The organism is Rhizobium sp. BK376, from assembly GCF_004341625.1.
Lineage (GTDB): Bacteria > Pseudomonadota > Alphaproteobacteria > Rhizobiales > Rhizobiaceae > Rhizobium.
The window spans coordinates 383705-406454 of sequence record NZ_SLZG01000004.1; the positions used below are offsets into that span (position 1 = coordinate 383705).

A 22750-nucleotide genomic window follows, 5' to 3' on the forward strand; every position below is an offset into this window, starting at 1 on the left:
GCTCAAGCGATAATCGGCATTTGCCAAATTAAGACCAACATAATAGGATGGAGCGACGTATTCAGGGAGTTCTCATGGAAGAAATTCCGCGTCCATCGGCGGTCGATGGCGTCGTCCGGCAGATCAGATCGCTGATCCGCGAGCGCGGCATGGTGGTCGGCGATGTCCTGCCGAGCGAGGCCGAACTGGCGGTCATGTTTGATTCCAGCCGCAACACCGTCCGCGAGGCTTTTCGGACGCTGAAAGCCTATGGCGTGGCCGAATCGCGCCAGAAGGTCGGCGCCGTCCTGACAGATCAGCACCAGATCGCCATGCGCGACCTTTTTTCCTTCGCAATGGAGATCTCGGTCGACGCCTTTCGCGACATCCAGGGCTATCGCCGCCTGACGGAAATGAACCTTTTCGACCTGCTGCAGGATAAGCTTTCGGAGGAGATATTTGCCGAGATGGAGGCCATCAACCTCGCCATCCGCTCTGCATCCAGTCCCGAGCAGGCATCGGAACTTGATTTCCAGTTTCATCGGATAATTGTCGATGCGGCGGGAAACCGGACGCTGTCTGAAACCTACGGCATGCTGAAACCTGTCATCCAGCGCATCATGCTGGCGGGCAAATCGCAGCGCCAAGCACTGGAATCGGTGGCATCGGAGCATGGCGAGATCGTGCAGGCGTTGCGCGCCCGCGATCGCATCGCCTTCGTCTATCACATGGACCGGCACCTGAACGCCGGGCTTGAATTCATAAGGGACCAGTCGTCCTCCGGCACAGCAGGGGACAGCGGCAAGGAGGATAGCTGATGGGAGACTTCACGGGAAAAGCAGCCGTCGTGACGGGCACGACCGGCATCGGCCGCGCGGTGGCGCTGCATCTGGCAGGGAAGGGCGCTTCCGTCGTTTCCCTCGGCATCGATCAGGCCGCCAATGCGGAGCTCACGGACCTCGCATCGTCGAAGGATCTGCCGATCCGCGTCATTCATGCCGATGTGTCAGTCCCCGACAGCGTCCGCGACGCCATGGGCGAAGCGACCTCCCATCTTGGCGGCATCGATATCATCGTCAATGCGGCCGCCATCCACCCATATGGCGACGCCACCAGCACGCCGTTCGATGTGTTTCTCCGCTGCATGGCGGTCAATGTCGGCTCCATCCATCTGACGGCAGAATTCGGCGTTCCCGAAATGCGCAAGCGCGGCGGCGGGGTGATCGTCAATATCTCCAGCGTCCAGGGCTTCGCCTGCCAGCGCGGCGTCTCGGCCTATGTCGCCTCCAAGGGCGCAATCCATGCGCTGACGAGGGCAATGGCAATGGATTTCGCGCAGGATCGCATCCGGGTCGTGTCGATCAGCCCCGGTTCGGTGCGCACGCCCATTCTCGAACTGGCGGCCCGCACCTTCGAGGGCGAGGATGCAGACATAGATGCGGTCTTCCAACGCTTCGGCGAGGCGCATCCACTCGGCCGCATCGGCGAACCGGAAGAGGTTGCCGCCCTTGCTGCGTTCCTGGCCTCGGACCAGGCATCCTTCATAACAGGCTCCGACCACCGGATCGACGGTGGTTTGACGGCCGGCATAGGCGTGCGCTGAGTCCGGGTAAAGTGCGCGAAGCCGGCTTCTATGCCCGGACAAAACCCTTGCTGGCGATCATCAGGTTACGCGTATAATCCTCCGTTACCACGCCCTGCGACAGCTCCCTTGCGGTCAGCCGCTCGACAACGGAACCGTTTTGCATCACAGCCAACCGGTCGCACATGTGGGTGACCACGCCGAGATCATGGCTGACCATGACGAAGGTCAGGTTACGGTCACGCCGCACCTGTTCCAGGAGATTGAGCACCTCCGCCTGCACAGAGGCATCGAGCGCGGAGGTGGGCTCGTCGAGAAGCAGGATGGTCGGCTCCAGGATCAGCGCACGCGCAATCGCAACGCGCTGGCGCTGGCCACCCGACAGCTGATGCGGATAGCGGAACCGGAAGCCGTTGCCGAGCCCGACCTCATCAAGCGCCCGTGTGATCCGGCTCTCGCTGTCGCCGACGCCATGGATCGCCAGGGGCTCGAGCAATAGCCGGTCGATCGTCTGGCGTGGGTGCAGGGAGCCGTAAGGGTCCTGAAATACCATCTGGACGCTGCGATAGAAATCCTTGCTGCGCCTGGCGCCCTGCAATGTCGTGCCTTCGACCCTGATCGAGCCGCCGCTGACCGGTGCCAGACCGGCAACAGCCCGCAGCAGCGTCGACTTGCCCGATCCGGACTCGCCGACCAGGCCAAAGGATTCGCCCTCGGCAACATCGATGCTGACTGCATCGAGTGCGTAGTAACCGTCATAGACGACGCTGAGACTGTCGATGGAAAGGGTCGCGTTCATGCAGCCCACTCCGGCTTGCGGTCGAGGACGGGCAGGGGATGGCGATCCTCGCCGATCTGGGGCATGCAGCTGAGCAGCCCCTGCGTATAGGGATGCTTGGCATTCCTGAGATCGGATGCCGCCAGTTCCTCGACGACCTTGCCGGCATACATGACGAGCACGCGATCGCAGAAGGACGAGACGAGGCGCAGATCGTGCGAGACGAAGATCAGCCCCATGCCGCGCTCCGACACCAGCTTGTCCATGATGCGCAGCACGTCAAGCTGCACGGTGACGTCGAGTGCGGAGGTCGGCTCGTCGGCGATCAGAAGCTCAGGGCCAGCGATCAGCATCATCGCGATCATCACGCGCTGACCCATGCCGCCGGAAACCTCATGCGGATGCAGGCCGAAGACTCGGCTGGGATCACGGATCTGCACCGCCTCCAGCATGTCCATCACGCGATCGCGCGCTTCCGCCTTGCCGATCCTTTCATGCGCGCGCAGCGTTTCCATGATCTGCCGGCCGATCGTCATGACCGGATCGAGCGAATATTTCGGATCCTGCAGCACCATGGCGATGCGCTTGCCGCGCAGCTTCCGGCGCTCCCTCGGCGAGGCCTTGAGAAGGTCGATTCCGTTGAAATCCAGCTTGTCGGCTGTGACGATGCCAGGCGATGCGGTCAGCCCCATGATGGCACGGCCGGTCTGGGACTTGCCGGAGCCGCTCTCGCCGACGATACCGAGGCGTTCCTTGCCGAGCGTGAAGGAGACCCCGCGCACCGCCTCGATGACGCCGGTACGGGTCGGATAGCGGACGCGGAGATTTTCGACGGTCAACATCGTGCTCACTGGCCGCTCTCCCTGGGATCCAGCGCATCGCGCAAACCATCGCCGAGCAGGTTGAAACCGAGGCTGACGACGAGAATGGCAATGCCCGGCATGGCCGCTACCCACCATTGGTCGAGAATGAAGCGGCGGCCATCGGCGATCATCGTTCCCCATTCCGGCAGCGGTGGCTGGGCGCCGAGGCCAAGGAAGCCGAGGCCGGCGGCCGTCAGGATGATGCCCGCCATATCGAGCGTGACACGCACGATCAGCGAGGAAATGCAGAGCGGCATGATGTGGCGGAAGATGATGCGAATAGAGGACGCACCCATCAGCTGCACCGCCGCTATATAATCAGACCGGCGCACCGTCATCGTCTCGGCGCGGGCGATGCGCGCATAGGGCGGCCAGGAGGTAATCGCGATCGCGATGATCGCGTTCTGGATGCCGGGGCCGAGTGCGGCAACGAAGGCAAGCGCCAGCACGAGCTTGGGGAAGGCGAGGAAGATGTCGGTGATGCGCATCAGCACCGCATCCGTCCAGCCGCCGGCATAGCCGGAAACCGTTCCGACGATCAGCCCGATCGGCGCGGAAATGATCGCGACCAGCACGACAACAAGCAGCGTCCAGCGCGAGCCGTAGAGCAGCCTCGAAAGAATGTCCCGGCCCTGATCGTCGGTGCCCAGCCAATAGCCGGGGCTGCCGGGCGGCAGGAGACGCGCGCCCGTCAGGTCTCCAATTACGGGCGAATGCGGCGCAAGCACGCCGGCGAAGGCAGCGATCAAAAGCAGCGCCACGATGATCAGCAGCCCGACCACGGCAAGGTGATTGGCCGTAAACTGCCGCCAGGTCACATAGGCGCGGCCGAGCCGCGCCTGGAGGCGCGATTGCGGTCGATCGGACAGAAGCCATTCGCGGCGGCTAATCTTTGATGTCGAGGGGGGCGGGGTCGAAGTGGCAGGGCTCGTCATTTGCGGCGCGTCCTTGGGTCTAGGGTCCGATAGAGAAGATCGGAGAGAAGATTGATGCCGATGAAGACGGTGCCGATGACGATCGTGCCGCCGAGAACGGCATTCATATCGGCATTTTGCAGCGAATTGGTGATGTAGAAGCCGATGCCGGGCCAGGAGAACACCGTCTCCGTCAGCACCGATCCTTCCAGCAGCCCGGCATAGGACAGCGCGATAACAGTCACCAACGGAACGGCCGCGTTACGCAGCGCATGCCCCCAGATGACGCGCCGCTCCGAAAGCCCCTTGGCGCGGACGGCGACGATATATTCCTGCCCCATCTCGTTCAGCATGAAGCTGCGCGTCATGCGGCTGATATAGGCCAGAGAAAAGTAGCCGAGCAACGATCCCGGCAGGATGATGTGGCGGAACACGTCCCAGAAGACGTCCCACTGCCCCTGCCAGGCGGCATCGATCAGGAAGAAGCCGGTGATCGGCTCGAACGTATATTCATAGGCGATGTCGATTCGGCCCGGAAACGCCACCCAGTTCAGCTTGGCGTAGAAGATGACGAGTGAGATCAGCGCCAGCCAGAAGATCGGCACCGAATAGCCGACGAGGCCGACGACGCGCACCAGCTGGTCGATGACGCTGCCGCGCTTGACGGCGGCAAGCACGCCGAGCGGAATGCCGATGACCGTCCCGATGATCGTGCCGACGGTCGCAAGCTCCATCGTCGCCGGAAAGGCACGGCGGATATCGTCCATGACAGGATTGGTTGTCAGAACGGATGTGCCGAAATCGCCCGAGAGCGCCTGCTTCAAATAGATATAGAACTGCTCGTAGAGCGGCAGGTCCAATCCGAGCTCACGACGCGTGCGCTCGACGACATCGGCGGGCGCCCGGTCGCCGAGAATGGCGAGCACGGGATCGATCGGCACCACGCGGCCGATGAAAAAGGTGACGGCGAGAAGGCCGAGATAGGTCGTGACGGCGACGACCAGGAAACGGAGGATGCCCATGGCGATGGGCGCGGCACGGCCCTTTGCGGGCCGTACCTCCATTTTGCGTTCAACGAGACTCAATAAACCGATCCTATCGGAGGATTACTTCGAGATCGGGCCGACGAAGTTGGTGTCGAAGCTCGGGCCGAGCTTGAAGCCCTGCAGCTTCTTGCTGTAGCCGGCTACTTCCGTCTGCTGAAAGAGGATGACGAACGGGCTCGCATCGAGGAACTTCTTCTGGACGTCCTGATACATGGCGGCGCGCTTGTCGGCATCCGGCTCGAAGAGGGCAGCCTTCGTCACCTTCTCAAGCTCGGGCGTGGTCCAGTCATTGCGCCATGCCAGCGTCTTGTTCTTACCTTCGTCGGAATTGTCGGCGTTGGTCGTGAACGTATCGGCGTTGGAGTTCGGATCCCAGTAGTCCATGCCCCAGTTGCCGAAATAGATGTCGTGATTGCGGGCGCGATACTTGGTCAGCTTCTGCTTGCCGTCACCCGGAATGATCTCAACCTTGATGCCTGCCTGACCGAGCGTCTGCTGGATCGAAGTCGCGACGCTGGTGTCCGGCTCGATGCTGCGCACGTCCATGGTGACGGAGAAGCCATCAGGCAACCCGGCCTTGGCCAGCAGCTCCTTCGCCTTGGCGACGTCGAGCTTGAAGGGGTTTTCGTCAAGAGCGCCGAGAACGCCCTTCGGCTCGAAGGTCTGGTGGATTTCGCCGATGCCCTTGATCAGCGTCTTGCCGATCGCGTCGTAGTCGACTAGGTACTTGAAGGCCTGCTGTACTTCCGGCTTGGCCAGGTTGGCGTTCTTCTGGTTCAAGCTGACATAGTAGACCGTGCCCTTCGGAGCGTTGGTCGAGGCCAGGTCGGCATTCTTTTCGACGGCGGCAAGGTCGGTCGGCGACAGGTTACGGGCGATATCGATGTCGCCCTTCTCAAGCGCCAGGCGTTGCGCCGAGCTCTCCTTCATGAAGCGGTAGATTACGCGCGCAAGCTTCGACTTCTCGCCGTAATAATTGTCGTTGCGTTCGAGGACCACGGCCTCGTTGGCGCGCCATTCGCGCAGCTTGAACACGCCGGAGCCGGCATAGCCGGTCTTCAGCCAGCCATTGCCGAAATCGTTGTCGTACTTGTAGTCGGCGGTCGGCGTCATCGGCTTGACGTGCTGCATGACCAGCTTCTTGTCCACCACTTCAGCGACCGTCGCCGTCAGGCAGTTCAGGACGAAGGACGGCGCATAGGGCTTGTCGACGGTGAAGGTGAAGGTATCCGGCGCCGTCGCTTTTGCCTTCTCCGTAACGTTGTCGCCGGTCAGGCCGAACTGGGTGAGGATGAAGGCCGGGCTCTTGTCGAGCTTGACGACACGCTCGAAGGAATAGGCGACGTCATCGGCAGTGATCGGATTGCCGGAAGCAAATTTCAGGCCCGGCTTCAGCTTAAACGTATAGGTCAGATGATCATCGGAAACCGTCCAGCTCTGGGCGAGGTCGCCTTCGATCTTTGACGTGTCGGCAATGTTCAGCCGCACGAGCAGGCTATAGCTGTTGCCGGTGACTTCGGCGGCCGAAAGCTCATAGGCTTCTGCCGGATCCATCGAGATGATGTCGTCGAAGGAAAAACCTTCAACCAGAGTATCCTTCGGCGTCGCGGCAAAGGCGCTCGGTGCCGTCATCACGAGGAGGGAGATTGCGGCAGCGGCTGTCAGCAACTGGGCTTTGCGGTTTAGTCTGGCGTAGGTCATGTTTATTCCCCTGTTTTTGAACTGTTGGTTTTTTAAGCTGCGGCCTTGCCTGTCTCTCCCCAGGCGGATGCGAGGATGCGAAGCCAGTTTTCCCGGCATAGTTTTGCAAGATCGGCGTCACCATATCCGGCGCCCCTGAGGGCTTCAATCAGCCTCTGGTTGCCCGAAGCGTCGCCGATATCTTCCGGAATTGTTGCACCATCAAAGTCCGAGCCGAGCGCCACGCAATCGATCCCCATGCGCTCGACGAGATGATCGACATGGCGCAGCATGGTTTCGATCGGCGTGCCTGCGTCCGAGCGGCCGTCGTCGCGCAGCATCGCGGTCGCATAGTTCAGCCCGACGACGCCGCGGCTTTCGCGGATCGCATCGAGCTGCTTGTCGGTGAGGTTGCGGGCGACGGGCGTCAGCGCATGCGCGTTGGAATGGCTGGCGACCAACGGCTGGTCGCTGGTCCTCGCTACATCCCAGAAGCCCCGTTCGGTAATATGGGCAAGATCGATCAGAACGCCGAGGCGATTGCACTCGCGGACGAGTTCGAAGCCCGCTTCCGTCAATCCCAGGCCGGTATCCGGCGACATCGGAAAGGCGAAGGGGACGCCGTGCGCAAACACGTTGTTGCGGCTCCAGACCGGCCCGAGCGAACGCAGGCCCATAGCGTAGAATGTTTCGAGCGCGGCCAGATCGGCGCCAATCGCCTCGCAGCCCTCCATATGCATGACGGCGGCAAAGATGCCCTTTTCCATGGACTGGCGGATGTCCGAGGTCGAACGGCAGAGCTTCCAGGCGCCGGCGCGGTCGAGACGCAGCGCGATCGCAGCCATTTCGTTGGCAATGTCGAGAGATGGCCACCGCTCCAGCGGCGCGGCAAGCGGCGTCACATAATGCCCGTTGCGATCAGGTTCGGCAAAAACCAGATCGCCTGAAGGAATGTAGATGGCGCAAAGGCCACCCGCGAGACCGCCCGCCCTTGCGCGAGGCGCATCGATGTGTCCTGACGACGTTCCGTCCCTGAATTCGGCGATCGGGTCTGCCCCGTCGCGGGCATGGGTCCAAAGTCTCAGGAGAACGTCGTTATGACCATCGAATACAAGCTGCATCATCTACCCTAAAATGCCCTCTGGGGCGGATCCGAAAGACACAGCATAAAAAAGATGCAAGGATTCGCCACCGATAATTTTGAAAAATGCCTTTGAGGATTAAAATAATTTTCCTCTGAGTGGAATCAAACGAAAAGAGCGGGGGCTGACGCTCCCGCTCGACTGACAGAACTCAATTGGCAAACGCGTGTCGCGTCAATGCTTTACGCGCTTCTTCTGGCGGTAGACGTCGACCACCACGGCCGCGACGATGATCAGGCCCTTGACGATTTCCTGGTAGTAGGCGTCCACCCTAAGGAAGGTGAATCCCGACGTCATGACGCCGAGGATGACGGTGCCGATAACGGTTCCGGTGATGCGCCCGACGCCGCCGGTCAGCGACGTGCCGCCGATGACGGTCGCGGCGATCGCGTCCAGTTCGTACATGACGCCCATGCCAGCCTGTGCCGTCTGCGCGCGGGCGGCGGTGACGACACCCGCAAGCCCTGCCAAAAGGCCGGCGATCGCATAGACCTTCACCAGATGCGACTCGATGTTGATACCGGAGACACGTGCCGCCTGCACATTGGCGCCGATCGCATATGTGAACTTGCCGTATCGCGTGTAGCGCAGGGCGATGTGGAAGATCAGCGCCACCACCAGAAAGACGATGACGGGCCAGATGCCGGTGCCGATGAAATTGAACTGATCGGTCAAGCCGGAGACCGGCTGGCCCTTCGTATACCATTTGGCGACGCCGCGGGCCGACACCATCATGCCAAGCGTAGCGATAAAAGGCGGAATGCCGGTACGGGCAATCAGCTGGCCGTTGACGATGCCGGCCGCCAGGCCAATTAGCAGGCCGACGCCGATCGGAATGAAGAAGGGAAGATCGGTCAGCCCGGGATAAAGGGCCCGTGGCCAGGTAGACGCCTGCGCAAAGCTCGCTGCGATCATAGCCGTCATGCCGACGACGGAACCGGAGGAAAGATCGATGCCGCCTGTTATGATCACCTGGGTCACGCCGACGGCGATGATGCCGATAACGGCGACCTGCAGGACCATGATCGTCAGGCGCTGCGAATTGAACAGGAAGCTCTGGCCGATAAAGATCCAGCCAAGAATTTCGAAGATCAGCGCAATGCCGACCAGCACCATGAGGATACTAATTTCAGGCGGGATGCGGCGACGCCGTCTCTGCATCGGGCTTGCGACCGGCGCGGCGGCCTCTGCGATTTTTGTAGCCATGTTCGTTCCTCCCTATGATGGCTCTGCGGCGGCCTAGTCACCGTGCCGCAAGATCCATCACCTTGATCTGGGTTGCCTCCGCGCGATCGAGAAAGCCGGTCACCCGACCCTCGTGCATCACCATGATGCGGTCGCTCATCCCGAGCACCTCGGGCATTTCAGAAGAAATCATGATGACGGCGACGCCATTGCGCGCCATCTCGGTCACCAGGCGATGGATTTCCGCCTTGGCGCCGACGTCGATGCCACGGGTCGGCTCGTCGAGAATGAGGATCTTAGGGTTCGTCAGGAGCCAGCGTCCGATCAATACCTTCTGCTGGTTGCCGCCCGAAAGATTCTGGACGCGTTCGTCGAGATTGGGCGTCTTGATGCGCAGCTTGCGCGCCATGTCCTCGCAGGTCGCTTCGATCGCGCCTTCCTGGACGAAACCGGCCTTCACGAATTTGTCCTGGAGCACGGCGATCTGCATGTTTTCAAACACGTTGAGGATCAGCAGGCAGCCGGTATCCTTCCGGTCCTCCGTCAGGAACGCCATGTTGTTCTGGATGGCGACCGTCGGCGATGAAATGTTCGCCGGCTTGCCGAACAGTTCGATCGTGCCCGAGGTCGCAGGCGTCACGCCGAACAGAGTTTCGGCTACGTTCGAGCGGCCGGAACCGACCAATCCCGCCACCCCGAGGATTTCACCGGCGCGGACCTCGAAGGAAACGTCGTGGAAGACGTTATTCAGACAGAGATCCTTGACCGACAGCACGACATCGCCGATCGGCACCTCCTCCTTCGGAAACATCTGCGTGATCTCGCGGCCGACCATCATGCGGATGATGTCGTCTCGGGTGACATCAGTGGAGGCATGCGTGCCGATATACTTCCCGTCGCGAAACACCGAGAATTCATCGGCAATCTCGAACAGCTCGTTCATCTTGTGGGTGATGTAGACAATGCCGATACCCTGGGAACGCAGGCCGCGGATGATTTCGAAGAGATGCGCCACCTCCCGCTCCGTCAGCGCCGAGGTCGGCTCATCCATGATGAGCACGTCGGAATCGTAGGAAACGGCCTTGGCGATCTCGACCATCTGCCGGTTGGCGACGGACAGATGCCGGACCTCGATCTCGGGATCGAGCGTTATATTGAGCCGGCGAAACAATTCCTCGGTCTTGCGCCGCATCTCGCCATGATCGACGAAGCCGAGGCGGGTCTTTGGTTCACGGCGGATCCAGATGTTTTCCGCAACGGTCATGAAGGGCATCAGGTTCAGCTCCTGATGGATCATCGCGATGCCGTTTTCGAGCGCGTCGAGCGGTGATTTCAGGCGGATGCCGACACCCCTAAGCCGGATGTCGCCCTGGTCAGGCGTATAGATGCCGGCGAGGATCTTCATCAGCGTCGATTTGCCGGCGCCGTTTTCGCCCATCAGCGCATGAACCGTACCGCGCTTCAGCCGGAATGTGACGTCGTCGAGCGCCACGACGCCCGGAAATTCCTTGCGAATGCCCTCAGCGGCAAGAAGAAATTCAGCATTTGGAACTGCGCCGCTGGCACGTACCGCAGCCATGGTGGATGGGCTGACAACCATCGCTTCCTCCCGGGACAGATCGGGGACAATGGATGCGGGCCAGATGCCCGCATCCGCAATCACGAACGCATCAGTTCTTCTTGACGAAGTCCTTGACGTTTTCAGGCGTGACGAGCTGGAAGGGAACGTAGGTCTTCTTCTCGACCTTTTCGCCCTTGGCGAGCTTCAGCGCCGTATCGACGGCACCCTTGCCCTGGCCGGCCGCATCCTGGAAGACCGTGACCTTGAGGTCGCCGGCCTGCATGGAGGCGAGCGCGTCCTGCGTGGCATCGACGCCGCCGACGATGATCTTGCTCATATCCTTGCCTGATGCCTTCAGCGCCTGGATCGCGCCGATCGCCATTTCGTCATTGTTGGAAATGACGGCATCGAAATCGATACCGGCAGACAGCCAGTTGGTCATCAGGTCGGAACCCTTGGTGCGGTCCCAGTTTGCGGTCTGTTCCTGGACGATCTTGATGCCGGTGCAGGGTTCCTTGGCGATGACGTCATGAACGTCCTTGGTGCGCATGCGCGCTGCCTGGTTCGACAGCTCGCCCATGATGACGACGGCATTGCCCTTGCCATTCAGCAGACGGCAGATTTCCTTGGTTTCCAGCGTGCCGGATTCCTGCTCGTTGGAAGCAACGAAAGCCTGTCCATCGGGCAGGGTGTCGACATTGACCGGTTCGCGATTGACGTAGACCAGCGGGATCTTCGCGTCGGCGGCGATCTTCGACATGGCCGCGGTTGCGTCCGTATCGACCGGGTTGACGATGATCGCGCTGACGCCCGACGCGATGAAGTTCTGAATCTGGCTCTGCTGCTTGGCGACGTCGTTCTGCGCGTCTTCAACCTGCAACGTGACGCCGTCCTTGGTCTTGGCATAGTCGATCATGCCATTGCGGAGCACGGTCAGGAAGTTGTCGTCGAACAGCGCCATCGACACGCCGATGGTCTGCGCATGGGCAGCCGTAGACATCAAAAGTGCCAGCGCCGATCCCAGGATAAGCTTTTTCATTGGTCTCTCCTCCACAAAAGGTGTCCGGCTGCACCCTCCTCACGCCGGAGCCCTCGACCTCCCAGCCGCAGGACCATCATTTCCAAAGGGCGTCGCTCCCAACGCCGCCCTCAAAAACGGAACAAACAAACCGTACAATTTGCTTTACGGAATATTCATTCCATTTTCTGTGAAGAACGTCAACCCTGTTTGGCTCAACGGGTGCCTCCGTTGCCCTTCATCCTGATCAGAAAGGATAATTTTCCGCTGCCGGCCCTGAAATTGGGCGCTCGTTCTCCTACATGTGCCCGGCCGGAGCAAAGGCAATGAAACGTTCATTCCATTGTCGTCGGCTTCGATCAGTGTCCGCGCCTGAGGGCGTCACGCCGCCCGATCGAACGAACCTGATGAACCATGGGAGACCCCAATGCCTCTGACGATGTACCGCATGACCGTTCCCGTCCTTCAGCGCGGCCTGTCCGCCCTGAAGCTCTATCTCGACAAGGCGGAAGCCTATGCCACCGAGAAGAAGATCGATTCCTCGATCCTGGTATCTGCTCGCCTCGCTCCGGACATGTTGCCGCTCTCCGGCCAGTATCAGCGCGCCACCGACACCGCGAAATTCGCGGTCGCGCGCCTGACCGGCATCGAGGCGCCGCGTTTTGAAGACAATGAAACGACCATCGCGGACTTGCGCGAGCGCCTGGCCAAGGCGGAAACCTTCCTGGCGTCGGTCGCTCAGGACGTTTTCAACGGTAGCGACGAGCGCGAAGTAACGATCCCCGCCGGCGGCGGTGCAACGGTCACGATGCGCGGCGACGAATATCTCCCGCTCTTCGTGCTGCCGAACTTCTATTTCCACGTCAGCATGGCGCACGCCATCCTGCGCGCCCAGGGCGCGCCGGTCGGCAAGCGCGACTATCTCGGTCACTACAACTGAGGCATGGACGAATTAGAAAGCGGACCGGATCGAGACCGGTCCGCTTTCGGTCAGCTCCGTAAAGGCGAGCGTCTGGTCGAGATGCCGCGCCCTGAGCGACAGAAGCTTCTCGGCATAGGCGAGCCTGACGGGAAGATAGTCCCGGTCCTCTGCCCGATTTACGAGCTCCATCGGGTCCTGCTGCAGATCGAAGAGCAGCGGCGGCAGACCGGCGAAATGCACATATTTGAACCGTTCGTCCCTGACGACCGCGAGATTGCACTCGCTGGAGCGCAGGCCGAAATGTCGCTCTGCCCCGCCACCCGAGATGTCGCGGAAGTCGAACTCCCAGAACGCCGCATCCCTTGAGCCATCAGAGCTTTCACCATTGATGAAAGGCAGCAGGCTCGAGCCGTCGACATGGTTGCTCGGATCGATGTCGAGCCGGTCGCATAGCGTCGGGAAGATATCGGCAGCGCTGGTGAAATGATCGACCTGCAAGCCCGTAGACGTGGCTCTGGGATCGCGGATCACCAGGGGAATATGGTAGCTGCCGTCGAAGAAGCCGCCCTTGCCGAGCGTCCAGTGATCTCCGGCCATTTCTGCATGGTCCGACGTGAAGATGATGAGCGTGTTATCCCAATCATCCGTTTCCTTCAGCGCCTGCCAGATGCGGCCGAGCTGTGCATCGACCTCGGCGATCATGCCGTAATAGATGGCGCGGATCGCCGCCAGATCGCTGCTGCTCCAGTCACCGACGGGGCCTCTTGCACCATGGATGAAGCCGCCCTTGCCGACGCCGGGCATGGCATAGGCGAGATAGGGGTGAAGCGATTTCTCGAGATCGAAGGTTTTGGCGCGGGCAAAGTCCGGACCATCAGAAGCCGAAAACATCCTGTTATAGGGCTCCGGCACCGAGAAAGGCGGATGCGGCCGCAGGAAGGAAACATGCGCGAACCAGGGCTCGTCCTGCTCGCCCACCCAGCGGATGAACTCGCCGGCGAGAAAGGCCGTCTGCGTCTCGTCCTTGGAATAGGCAGGGGCGGCATTGGAGATTTCCCCGAAATCCGCGCCGACAGGAACATGGATGTCCCTGGTATCGGCATCCCGATGACCACGCGACCGCAGCCAGGAAAGCCAAGGCTTCTCGTGCTCCGGCAGCAGCTGACGCACGCTGAAACCCGGCAACACGCCTTCATAGGTCGTCAGATGCGGATCGCCGGGATCCATGGTCCGCGGATCCGGCGCCGTGTCCGTATAGCCGAACAGGGTCGGATCATATCCCACCCGCCGGGCCGCCAGCGCCAGATTGTCGAAGCGCGCATCGAGCGGCGAGCCGTTGCGGCAGACGCGGTGGTTCATCTGGTAGAGGCCGGTATAGAGCGTCGCCCGCGCTGGAGAACAGGGCGCGGCCCCGGCATAGTGGCGCCGGAAGAGAACGCCTTCCCGCGCCAGGGCATCGACCGCAGGTGTCCTGACGCTGGAATGACCGACCGCCGAGAGGCAATCGCCGCGCCATTGATCTGCACTTATCAGAAGAATGTTCGGCCGATCGCCCACGCGCTTACCCTCAATGTTGGTTTGACTTGGAATGCCAGCTCCAGGCTGATTCGATGATCTGCGAGAGGTCGTATTTCGGCGCCCAGCCGAGCACCTCGCGCGCCTTGTCGTTGTTGGCGACCAGCGTCGTGGAATCGCCCTCGCGACGGCCGACATATTCGACCGGGAAGGGACGGTCCGAGACCGTCTCGATGGTCGACAGCAGTTCCTTGACCGTCGTGCCGGTGCCGGTGCCCAGGTTGAGCGCGACCGACTGGCCGCCGTTCAGGAGATATTCCACCGCCCGGACATGGGCGTCGGCAAGGTCGAGCACATGGATATAGTCGCGCACGCAGGTTCCGTCCCGCGTGTCATAGTCGCTGCCGAAGACCTTGAAGCCCTGGCGGCGGCCGAGTGCTGCATCGATCGCCAGCGGAATGGCGTGTGTTTCCGGCGTATGCCATTCGCCGATGCGGCCTTCGAAATCGGCGCCGGCGGCGTTGAAATAGCGCAGGCATACCGAGCGGAAATCCTTGTACTGGTCGTAATCGGCCAGCGCCTGCTCGACGATATATTTGGTCCGGCCGTAGGGATTGATCGGCACCTGGCGATGGCTCTCGTCGAGCGGAACGCTCTGCGGCAGGCCGTAGGTGGCGCAGGTCGAGGAGAAGACGAAGGCCTTGATGCCGGCCGCCTGCGCTGCCGAGAGCAGCGTCAGCGTGCCGATAACATTGTTTTCATAGAAGGAAACCGGATCCTTGACGGATTCGCCGACTTCGATCAGCGCTGCGAAATGCAGGATTGCCGCCGGCTTGTGTTTTGCCAACACCTCGTCGAGACGGGCGCGATCCCGGATATCGCCCTCTTCCGCCGGTCCCCATTTGACGAATTCGCGGTGGCCGTTGGAGAAATTGTCGTAGACGACAGGTTTGAAACCTTTGTTGGCAAGATCGAGGCACGTATGCGACCCGATATAACCAGCACCACCCACCACAAGAACCGTTTCACCCGCCATTCCGCTCTTCCTTTCGCTGAACATGCCTATCTGCATGCAAGACTTAGCCGAGTTGTAAGTCGAGAAAAAGACTGAACGTGCCGACGATGATCCGGCTTTATTTGGGCCGGTTTTCCGCGGAGTGATCGTCGACGTGGATCATGATCGCGAAAAACGCCAGGACGGGTGGCACGAGAAAGCAGAACACTCCGGCAAACAGGAAGGAGAGGGCGGCCGCAGCGCAACCGAGCGCGAAGCCGCCGACCGCAGCGCTCATCCGCTTCAGCCGTGAAAGTAGGGCAGCCCTGGCATCCGGCGAAACGACACGCATCAGGTCGGCGACGTCGATCATGATCTGGGTTGTCGTGCCCGTCATCAGCGTGGTCGGCGGCGCAGTGCCGAGATGGACGCGGTGCACGGCGTTCTGGATTGCCATGGCGGACACCAGCACCATCCCCGTCAGGATCGCCTGCCAGCCATCGCCGGTCGCGAAGGGACCGAAATGGATCGCCAGCGCGGCTGCGATGACCAACAGGGCGAGCTTGAGACCGAGCAGAATCCTTAGGACAGGCGCGCCCGCCTTCGCAAGGCTGTCGCCGAGAAGCCGGGCGCAGATCACCACGACGCAGAAGACCGGCAAGGCCAGAAGCTTTGCCAGCGCTCCCGATGTGCCAAGCACCATCGAGGCGCCGAATGTGACGAAATTCCCGGTCACATGGGCGGTAAACAGGCCCTGCAGGGCCAGGAAGCCGGCCGTATCGACATAGCCGCCATTCAGGCTCAGCAGGGTTGGAAGGCTAAGCTTCATCGAGAGTTCCCCCAAAGCGTCGACATCGGGTCGTCATCGGCGGCATCGCACATTGATGGACCCCGTCATCATTGCCCGACAGACTTGGCATGAATCTCGGCGATATAGCCACCGGGAAATTCGACCATCGCAGCCTCCCGGCCATCCGAGACATAGGGTCCGCCGAGTACCTGCACGCCGCTCGCCTTGGCCTTCTCCAGCGTGTCCTTGAGATCGGTCACCTCATAGCCGGTCACTTCCCGACCATAGGGAAAGGGCAGGTGCCCATCTGTCACCAGAAGCACAATCTTCCCGAAGATCGATTCGATGCGGATACGGTGAAATTTTTCGCCGGGCCGCCCAATCTCCGCCCCATCGGCATTGCTCTCGTCCGAGACGACTTTGCCATGCGAAAAGGCAAGGAAGTCATGGACGAAACCCGCCACACCGTCCGCTGAGAGATAGATGCGATTTTCCGGCACCGTCTGAAGTGCGGGATAGGACGGTGAAACCGTATGCCAATAGAGCTGCATGTTGACGCCATCAGGCCATTGAATGACGGCATCGCGGCCGATGGGATCAGGAAAGGGAGCAACGAGAATATCGGCGCCGGCTGCGCGCGCAGCCGCGACCGCCTTGTCCATATCCGTCACCAGATAGCCGGACCGCTCAAGCCCGAAAGGGTAGGGGATCGGGGTCTGGAAGCCAAACAGGGAGACCGCGCCGAACGGCGTCTGAAGCAATTGAGATGTCGTCTTGCTCGGCGTCGGGGTGACTGTTGTGACCACCTTCTTGGTGCTCGTGCCACCAAAGGTGGCAAGGAAGCTCCTGGCAAAGGCGTCTACGTCCTGAGGAGCGATATAGACATGCGTGGTGTCGTACTGAGCCCCGACCCCGACCTGCAATTCCGATGCAACGGCCGGCACGGGACCGGCTACCGATAGGATCGAGAGGACGGTGAAGAAAAGGCGTGGCAGGCGGGCCGGACGGAAATCCATTGGAGCTTATCCTCGACTGGGGCTGATATTCGCATATCAAACACCCGGCCGAGGTTGAAGTCGTCAGCGCGTGGACAGACTGTTAGCGAAACCCTCTTTCAAGGCTGTCAATCTCATCCGAGACTTCGTCGATGCGCTGCCGAAGATCCGTCTCCGTTCCGTCGTCAATCTCCTCTTCGCCAAAACAGTATCGCGCATTATGCATCTCGAGCTTGGCCTCAAGCTCGGCACGTTTGGCGTAGAGACGATCGAGATATCTAGTGCTCATAAGCAAACCTCATGTCTCTGCGTTTGTCGTTCTTCCCTATGTAGTGTCGGCAAGCCGCGGGTACTATGGCCGACGATTGCGGCGTGGTATTGTCCTCTCCAGGAACTTCACTCGACATCAAACGTTCCATGTCGGCGAAGAATTCGCGTCCTCTCACGAGCGGAGATTGCCATGACGACCTCTCGGCGCCGGATGACTTTGCTATTGCCGTTGTTGCTGCTTGCGGCGCCCGCTTTCGCCGACGAAACCGGCTTTCTGAAATCGCTCGAAGGAAGCTGGGCCGGGAGCGGAATGGTCAAGACCAACGCGCAGGCAAAGCCGCTCAATGTCACCTGCAGCTTCGATTCCCGCGCCGACGGCACCGCTCTGTCGATGAAAGGCAATTGCCGCGGCCTGCTCGTCATATCGCGCTCGATCGGCGCCGATCTTCAGACAAACGGGGCGCGCTACAGCGGCGTCTACGTCGGGCCCCAGGGCGGCAGATCGAGCCTCAACGGCGCACGGCGGGGCAATACCATCAATCTCGCCGTGCATTGGGCCAAACCGGTCAATGGCGACCGCAATGCCGACATGATGATCCAGAAGATCGGCAACAATGGAATGAGGCTGACAACCGTCGATCGCGACCCGACCTCGGGACAAAAGGTCACGACAAGCGAGATCAACCTGCAGCGCAAGACGGGCGCGTGACCGGCGAAAGCCCGATCACGCAGGAATACACACGCAGGAATACAATTGCTATGCCGCATCCGGCATAGGCGACTTCAGATAGCCCATCATGAGCTTGAGCAGGTCGCCGGTTTCGGCCGTTTCCGCGTCGACGAGATCATCGATCGAAACCAGCACTTCGCCCCGCTTCCAGCCGCTGGCCACGGCGCGATCGATCAGATCGTTCAGCTCGCGCAGCACGGCTCTCTGGCAATCGCGGATACGACGTGGATCACCCTCGGCAAAATTGGGCGAACTGATCATAAATCCCTCCTTCAGTTTCCGAACAAACAATATCTGCGCGCTAAAAATGGTAGGAACCTAACTTTTTTGTGGCGCATTGAAGATCGCACGAGATCGTGATGTTGCGTGTTCGGCTAAGGGTTCGCGGCGCGCGGCGTGAAAAATTTCAGCGGCTTCCTTAAGGGCCGGGGCTTGAAGGGCAGGGGCGCGCAGCTAGTTGATTTCATGGCTTGATCGGTTTTCGCAAGCCATAGCTAGGGGCACCTCATATGAACAAATCCTCCATCGCCGCCGCCTGCCTCCTTCTTCTGACCCTCTCCTCCTGCGCCAACACCGTTCGCGGCATGGCGACCGATGTAAAGGATACCGGCCAGGCGCTGGATTCGAGCACCAGACGCGTTGTAAAGGCAGCGAACTGACGGACGCGCCTCGCAGTACACTTCGCGATAAATTCTTGCCCCTACGACCGGAAATCGACGCGGGATGTTGGATAGTGGCTTTTTCACGGGATTATGCGAACAGGTGCCACCAATGACCGCTTTCTGCCCGTAGCGGCCATACGGTCTATTGCTAGGGCATTGGCTTCTGGTCCGGATTCGCGAATAGGAATTCGGCAAGGGTCGGGGCCTCGGAATGGCGTTTCTGCTGATCGACAATCACAAAATCAGCCGCCAACTCGACCTGAAGCAAAATCAGAAGCTTGTTATCATGCGATGGCTCCATGTCCGAGGTTGCATACTCGGCGCGCTTAAGGCCACGCCTTAGGCTGGATTGCTCATTTTGCATGGTTTCTTTGTTAGAAGGCTCTACAGTCACAACAATACCCTGCGGAGCAGAAGAACAACACAATGCGAATGCCCGGCACCCTCAGCTCTCCCGTTGCGGGCGCGACGGACGGTTTCGCTCCCTACGAAGCGCCTTGAGAAGGCCGGCCTTTTCCCGTCGTTTGGCAACGTCACCAGTATTGATGGTGCGAAATACCGTGGCGGTCTTCTCACTCATCGTGCATTTAAAGCCTCTTGCACTTTTCGACGTTTGGCTGCTGTTGTCTGACATAATGGCATCCTTGCCTGTTGCGGAAGGTGATCGGCATCATAGATGAAATAAATTTCATCATTCTCATTTGTAGAAATAATTTCCTAGAGAGGTGATTATATCATGCCTCTGCCGGAATGGTTTTCTTTATATGTGCATTTAATAAAATTATGACTAACCCTATGAGCACACACGAAACAATGTGCAGTCCCAGTCGCCGACGGGATGTTCCCTGGATGCAGCGGGGTATTTAGTACCGTTAGGGTCGACACCGGGCGTGTCCATCAACGGGTTGGCGCGTGATGCGCCCTGCCCATCGGGGTAATTCTATTGTGATCGGGCGAGGCGTAATGTTCTATTTGGCCTTCATTTCAGCGGCCAAAGAGGAGGACGCAATGCCTACCATACTGGCCTACCATGACGTCAAAGATGTCAAACATTGGCTCGCTTCACCGCGCCGAAAAGAGATTTTCGAACCCATCGGCTGCACAAACATTCGCACGTTTGTCGATCCACAAGCGTCCAAAAGAGTTGGCCTGGTCATGGAGGTAGCCGACATGGGCCGCTTGGCAGAGTTTATGAAGACCAAGGCAGCGGCGGATGCGATGGAGTACGACGGAGTGTTGCCAGAGACTTTGGTGATCCTTGCTCAATCGTAGCGGGAAAGTGCAGAGTTCGGCGTCATGAACGCCAATTCGAACGTCAGGAGGCCGAGCCTTGCCCAGGACGGTGTGGATGGAGACTTGGGCTCGTCCATCTATCTCACATATCAGAGGCCGCCACAGGTTTTCATCGATCACGCGTAGCGGCCTAGAGCCCAAATGCCCCCATCGGGCAAAGAATGAAATAGAGCGAGGGAGGGTTACAGCAAGGCCCGGACCTCTGAATAGACGAAGGCCAGGCACCACTAGGGGGACGCCGGCGGCACCTGACCCATTCCCCGGCATCGAGGTTTTGCTCAATGACGGGTTGGGAACCTTGATGGTAAGGAACCTGGCGGGATGCGATCGGCTAGCTCCAAGCCACCTGGCGCAATTCTGGTTGTTAAAGCCAGGTTTCTTATTCTCCGTATCAATGCGGAGGGACGCCCGCCTACCGCGCTGAACTCTGCTGTCCAACTGCGAATAATATTAGATGCATTCGGTTCCTTTTTGCCGCTCTGCGCAGCAAGTCGAAGCGATCTTAAATGGGCAGTTTTTGCCGCCCGTTCTTCCGTTTCGGCCGTTGTGATCTCGCGAGAGACGATGTCCGTTACAACACTTTTATCGCCGGGGAACCGACTGGCATTCCTGTACGAGGAAATTCTTCCGTTTGTCATGATAGCTCCGCAACGCAGCGTGATCGCTGCTTTCTCTAACATTGGCGAGATGCGCTACGCGCATCACCAAGCGATGCGCGTAGCTGCTCACGGCCACGGGTACGCAAACAATCCCACGGCAATGTATTGTCCAGATTGGCAGTTTACGGTTGGGCTCGCATTATTCTAAGCAGATCGTTGTCACTGCCCATACCTTGGCCATAGTGCTTAAAGCGCATGACGGAGAGGCTTTGGATTTCGCAGTTCATAGCTGTCCGTCGGTCCGCCCTTCGGCCCGCGCCGAAAAAAACGCCGATAATCGAATGTCCTGCTAGCTTCTGATGGAGTTGTCGGACTGGACCAAGCATGGCTAGTCCTTTCAAATTGGGGCGAAAGCGTCCCATGCTTCCAAACCGCAGCCGCCCGCAAAAGGTTGGCTCCGACGATCGAAGGGTGCGCTGCTCGGCAGGATATAGCAACCCCTTTCCACTAATCACTTTGATCGGGAGCGGATTGACTCGATATTCGTTGTCGAGCACCGTTTTTTCGTCTCCGGCCCCGGAGCGCTCACAGCCTGACATCCGATTAGAGATCATTCGAACTGGAGCGTCACTGTAATATGCCCGACAAGAAGGGGGATCATATAGCGCCTGCGGATTCCTTTCGGACCTCCCCCGCTACCAATCCCCTCCAACCGGAGCATTCCCCGATGACTTCTCTCCCTGTTCTCGGCGCAGCCATGACGCTCGACGACCTCGAAATTCACCGCGACTGGCTTTTCGAAAAGCAGCGCGACCTGGAACTGCAGAGCTTTGTCGAAGCCAACATCTTGAACGGCGATTGGACGCCGCTGGCAGATCGCACAAAGAAGCTGCTTGACGGCTACACTGGCCGCCTTGGCATTCACGGTCCTTTCTGGGGCTTCATAATCGCCTCCCAGGACCCTGACATCCGTGACGTCGTCAAGAAGCGCATCGGACAGGCACTCGACGTTTGCGAAAATATCGGCGCGACCCAGATGGTCATCCATAGCCCTTACACGACCTGGTCCTACAACAACCTGGACAACAACAAGGGCGAACGCGAAAAGATCGTCGACTATTGCCACCAGACGCTTCGCGATGCCGTCAAGCGCGCTGAGGACATGGGCCTCACCATGGTCATCGAGAATATCGAAGACATCGATCCACATATCCGCGTGGCGCTTGCCGACAGCTTCAACTCAAAGGCCGTCGCCGTCTCGATCGACACCGGCCATGCGCACTATGCCCACGGCTCGACGGGCGCTCCGCCTGTCGATTACTACGTCCATGCCGCCGGCAACCGCCTCCAGCACGTCCACCTGCAGGACGCCGATGGCTATGCCGACCGCCACTGGAGCCTCGGCGAAGGCACCGTTCGCTGGCATGCCGTCTTTGCGGCCCTCGCCAAGCTCGAAAGCAATCCGCGCCTGATCATCGAGATCAAGGACAAGTCCAAGATCCCCGCCTCCGCCGCCCATATCGCATCGCTCGGCCTCGCCGAGTAAGCAAAACGGATTGCACCGGTCTCCGGATTTGCATCGGAGGCCGGCCACCTGTCTTGCATCGCGGCAACGCGTGTCAGTCCGCCCCAATCGCCAAAGCAATCGAACGCGGCAGCGGATAAAGCTGTTCCTGCGGCAAGTTTGCCTCGAGATACGAGCGATCTCCTGCATCCACTGCCTTTTTGAGGCGTGATGCTTCTTCTGTGATATCGGTGATCGACTTGATCCACTCTCCGGCATACATGTGAACAGCTTCGCCGCTGAGGCCGATCTGAAGCGATCGATGCGGCAAGGGCCGGAAGAAGATATCGCGTTCCGGATCCCATTGAATCCGGACCGCACTGGCCTGAAGCTTTTCCTTCCAAGCCGTCTCGCTGGGGTAAAGCTCGGAATCGAAGTGGCTCAGACATGCCATCGACAACGCGCGCTCGAAGCCGGCGCGATCGATATCGATGGCCAATACCCGCTTTTGGTTCTCATCCTTGAGACCCCAGCCGCAACGATACATCATCCAGAGGAAGGAAGGTTTGATCCAGGTCATTCGCGAGAAGCTGAACGGCGCTGCAAAAGTGCCCTGCCGAAGCGCTACATCGGCGATTTGATCGCCATAAGCTTGATAAACCCGAATTGTAGTATCAGTAAAAATTGCTCGTATTTGTTTATGCATAGCCACTCATAGGTGAAAAACC

At 59.8% G+C, this 22750-nt stretch carries 23 protein-coding genes; 7 read left to right on the forward strand and 16 right to left on the reverse strand.

Translation table 11 applies throughout. From position 1 onward, the window contains the following. Positions 1-74: 74 nt before the first annotated feature. Positions 75-797 carry an FCD domain-containing protein gene (locus EV561_RS13895; protein ID WP_132522375.1) on the forward strand — a complete coding sequence of 241 codons (723 nt, stop codon included), beginning with the start codon at positions 75-77 and terminating at the stop codon, positions 795-797. Then, positions 797-1582: an SDR family oxidoreductase gene (locus EV561_RS13900; protein WP_132522377.1), complete on the forward strand. Its 786-nt coding sequence runs from the start codon at positions 797-799 to the stop codon at positions 1580-1582. Before EV561_RS13895 ends, EV561_RS13900 begins: the two co-directional genes overlap by 1 nt. 28 nt (positions 1583-1610) lie before the next feature. Here the strand turns inward: EV561_RS13900 and EV561_RS13905 are convergent, their stop codons facing one another. The 9 genes from EV561_RS13905 to EV561_RS13945 form a co-directional block, all read right to left on the reverse strand. Continuing rightward, positions 1611-2360: an ABC transporter ATP-binding protein gene (locus EV561_RS13905; protein ID WP_132522379.1), complete on the reverse strand. Its 750-nt coding sequence runs from the start codon at positions 2358-2360 to the stop codon at positions 1611-1613. After that, positions 2357-3190: an ABC transporter ATP-binding protein gene (locus EV561_RS13910; protein ID WP_165927802.1), complete on the reverse strand. Its 834-nt coding sequence runs from the start codon at positions 3188-3190 to the stop codon at positions 2357-2359. The genes EV561_RS13905 and EV561_RS13910 overlap by 4 nt, the downstream gene beginning before the upstream one ends. Further along, the gene (locus EV561_RS13915; protein WP_132522381.1) at positions 3187-4137 is read right to left on the reverse strand and encodes an ABC transporter permease; all 951 of its coding nucleotides are present in this window, start codon (positions 4135-4137) and stop codon (positions 3187-3189) included. Before EV561_RS13915 ends, EV561_RS13910 begins: the two co-directional genes overlap by 4 nt. Then, the gene (locus tag EV561_RS13920; RefSeq protein WP_207910530.1) at positions 4134-5201 is read right to left on the reverse strand and encodes an ABC transporter permease; all 1068 of its coding nucleotides are present in this window, start codon (positions 5199-5201) and stop codon (positions 4134-4136) included. Before EV561_RS13920 ends, EV561_RS13915 begins: the two co-directional genes overlap by 4 nt. Positions 5202-5222: 21 nt before the next feature. Further along, positions 5223-6863 (reverse strand): ABC transporter substrate-binding protein, encoded by a 1641-nt coding sequence (locus tag EV561_RS13925; RefSeq protein ID WP_132522383.1) that lies wholly within the window; start codon positions 6861-6863, stop codon positions 5223-5225. Positions 6864-6895: 32 nt separating this feature from the next. Further along, on the reverse strand, positions 6896-7963 hold the full coding sequence (locus EV561_RS13930; RefSeq protein WP_132522626.1) for a dipeptidase: 1068 nt from the start codon (positions 7961-7963) through the stop codon (positions 6896-6898). Between the two features lie 195 nt (positions 7964-8158). Then, on the reverse strand, positions 8159-9190 hold the full coding sequence (locus tag EV561_RS13935; protein ID WP_132522385.1) for an ABC transporter permease: 1032 nt from the start codon (positions 9188-9190) through the stop codon (positions 8159-8161). Positions 9191-9227: 37 nt separating this feature from the next. Further along, the gene (locus EV561_RS13940; RefSeq protein ID WP_132522387.1) at positions 9228-10769 is read right to left on the reverse strand and encodes a sugar ABC transporter ATP-binding protein; all 1542 of its coding nucleotides are present in this window, start codon (positions 10767-10769) and stop codon (positions 9228-9230) included. Positions 10770-10839: 70 nt separating this feature from the next. Continuing rightward, positions 10840-11769: a sugar ABC transporter substrate-binding protein gene (locus EV561_RS13945; RefSeq protein WP_132522389.1), complete on the reverse strand. Its 930-nt coding sequence runs from the start codon at positions 11767-11769 to the stop codon at positions 10840-10842. 406 nt (positions 11770-12175) lie between these two features. Here EV561_RS13945 and EV561_RS13950 point away from each other — a divergent pair, with 406 nt between their 5' ends. Beyond that, complete coding sequence (locus EV561_RS13950) at positions 12176-12688, forward strand: DUF1993 domain-containing protein (protein ID WP_132522391.1); 513 nt, start codon at positions 12176-12178, stop codon at positions 12686-12688. A gap of 12 nt (positions 12689-12700) precedes the next feature. On the opposite strand, the gene EV561_RS13955 is transcribed toward EV561_RS13950, so the two are convergent. The 5 genes from EV561_RS13955 to EV561_RS13975 form a co-directional block, all read right to left on the reverse strand. Continuing rightward, a complete protein-coding gene (locus EV561_RS13955; protein WP_132522628.1) occupies positions 12701-14260 on the reverse strand; it encodes an alkaline phosphatase family protein in 1560 nt (519 codons plus the stop codon). Beyond that, positions 14238-15221, reverse strand: coding sequence for a UDP-glucose 4-epimerase GalE (galE, locus tag EV561_RS13960; protein WP_132522393.1), 984 nt, complete (start codon positions 15219-15221; stop codon positions 14238-14240). The genes EV561_RS13955 and galE overlap by 23 nt, the downstream gene beginning before the upstream one ends. Before the next feature lie 97 nt (positions 15222-15318). Further along, positions 15319-16008, reverse strand: coding sequence for a DUF1275 family protein (locus tag EV561_RS13965; RefSeq protein ID WP_132522395.1), 690 nt, complete (start codon positions 16006-16008; stop codon positions 15319-15321). A gap of 68 nt (positions 16009-16076) precedes the next feature. Continuing rightward, positions 16077-16985, reverse strand: coding sequence for a glyoxalase (locus EV561_RS13970; RefSeq protein ID WP_132522397.1), 909 nt, complete (start codon positions 16983-16985; stop codon positions 16077-16079). Between the two features lie 82 nt (positions 16986-17067). Continuing rightward, on the reverse strand, positions 17068-17253 hold the full coding sequence (locus EV561_RS13975; RefSeq protein WP_132522399.1) for a hypothetical protein: 186 nt from the start codon (positions 17251-17253) through the stop codon (positions 17068-17070). Between the two features lie 171 nt (positions 17254-17424). Here EV561_RS13975 and EV561_RS13980 point away from each other — a divergent pair, with 171 nt between their 5' ends. Further along, positions 17425-17943: a hypothetical protein gene (locus EV561_RS13980; RefSeq protein ID WP_132522401.1), complete on the forward strand. Its 519-nt coding sequence runs from the start codon at positions 17425-17427 to the stop codon at positions 17941-17943. Between the two features lie 48 nt (positions 17944-17991). Here the strand turns inward: EV561_RS13980 and EV561_RS13985 are convergent, their stop codons facing one another. Beyond that, positions 17992-18225, reverse strand: a complete 234-nt coding sequence (locus EV561_RS13985) for a hypothetical protein (RefSeq protein ID WP_132522403.1) — start codon at positions 18223-18225, stop codon at positions 17992-17994. Between the two features lie 248 nt (positions 18226-18473). Between EV561_RS13985 and EV561_RS13990 the strand changes: the two genes are divergently transcribed. The 3 genes from EV561_RS13990 (at position 18474) to EV561_RS14000 (ending at position 22064) form a co-directional block, all read left to right on the forward strand. Then, positions 18474-18623 carry an entericidin gene (locus tag EV561_RS13990; protein WP_132522405.1) on the forward strand — a complete coding sequence of 50 codons (150 nt, stop codon included), beginning with the start codon at positions 18474-18476 and terminating at the stop codon, positions 18621-18623. Between the two features lie 1011 nt (positions 18624-19634). Beyond that, a complete protein-coding gene (locus EV561_RS13995) occupies positions 19635-19898 on the forward strand; it encodes a hypothetical protein (protein WP_132522407.1) in 264 nt (87 codons plus the stop codon). 1347 nt (positions 19899-21245) lie between these two features. Continuing rightward, complete coding sequence (locus EV561_RS14000) at positions 21246-22064, forward strand: sugar phosphate isomerase/epimerase family protein (protein WP_132522409.1); 819 nt, start codon at positions 21246-21248, stop codon at positions 22062-22064. A gap of 73 nt (positions 22065-22137) precedes the next feature. On the opposite strand, the gene EV561_RS14005 is transcribed toward EV561_RS14000, so the two are convergent. Next, positions 22138-22728, reverse strand: coding sequence for a DUF4291 domain-containing protein (locus EV561_RS14005; RefSeq protein WP_132522411.1), 591 nt, complete (start codon positions 22726-22728; stop codon positions 22138-22140). Between the last annotated feature and the right edge of the window lie 22 nt (positions 22729-22750).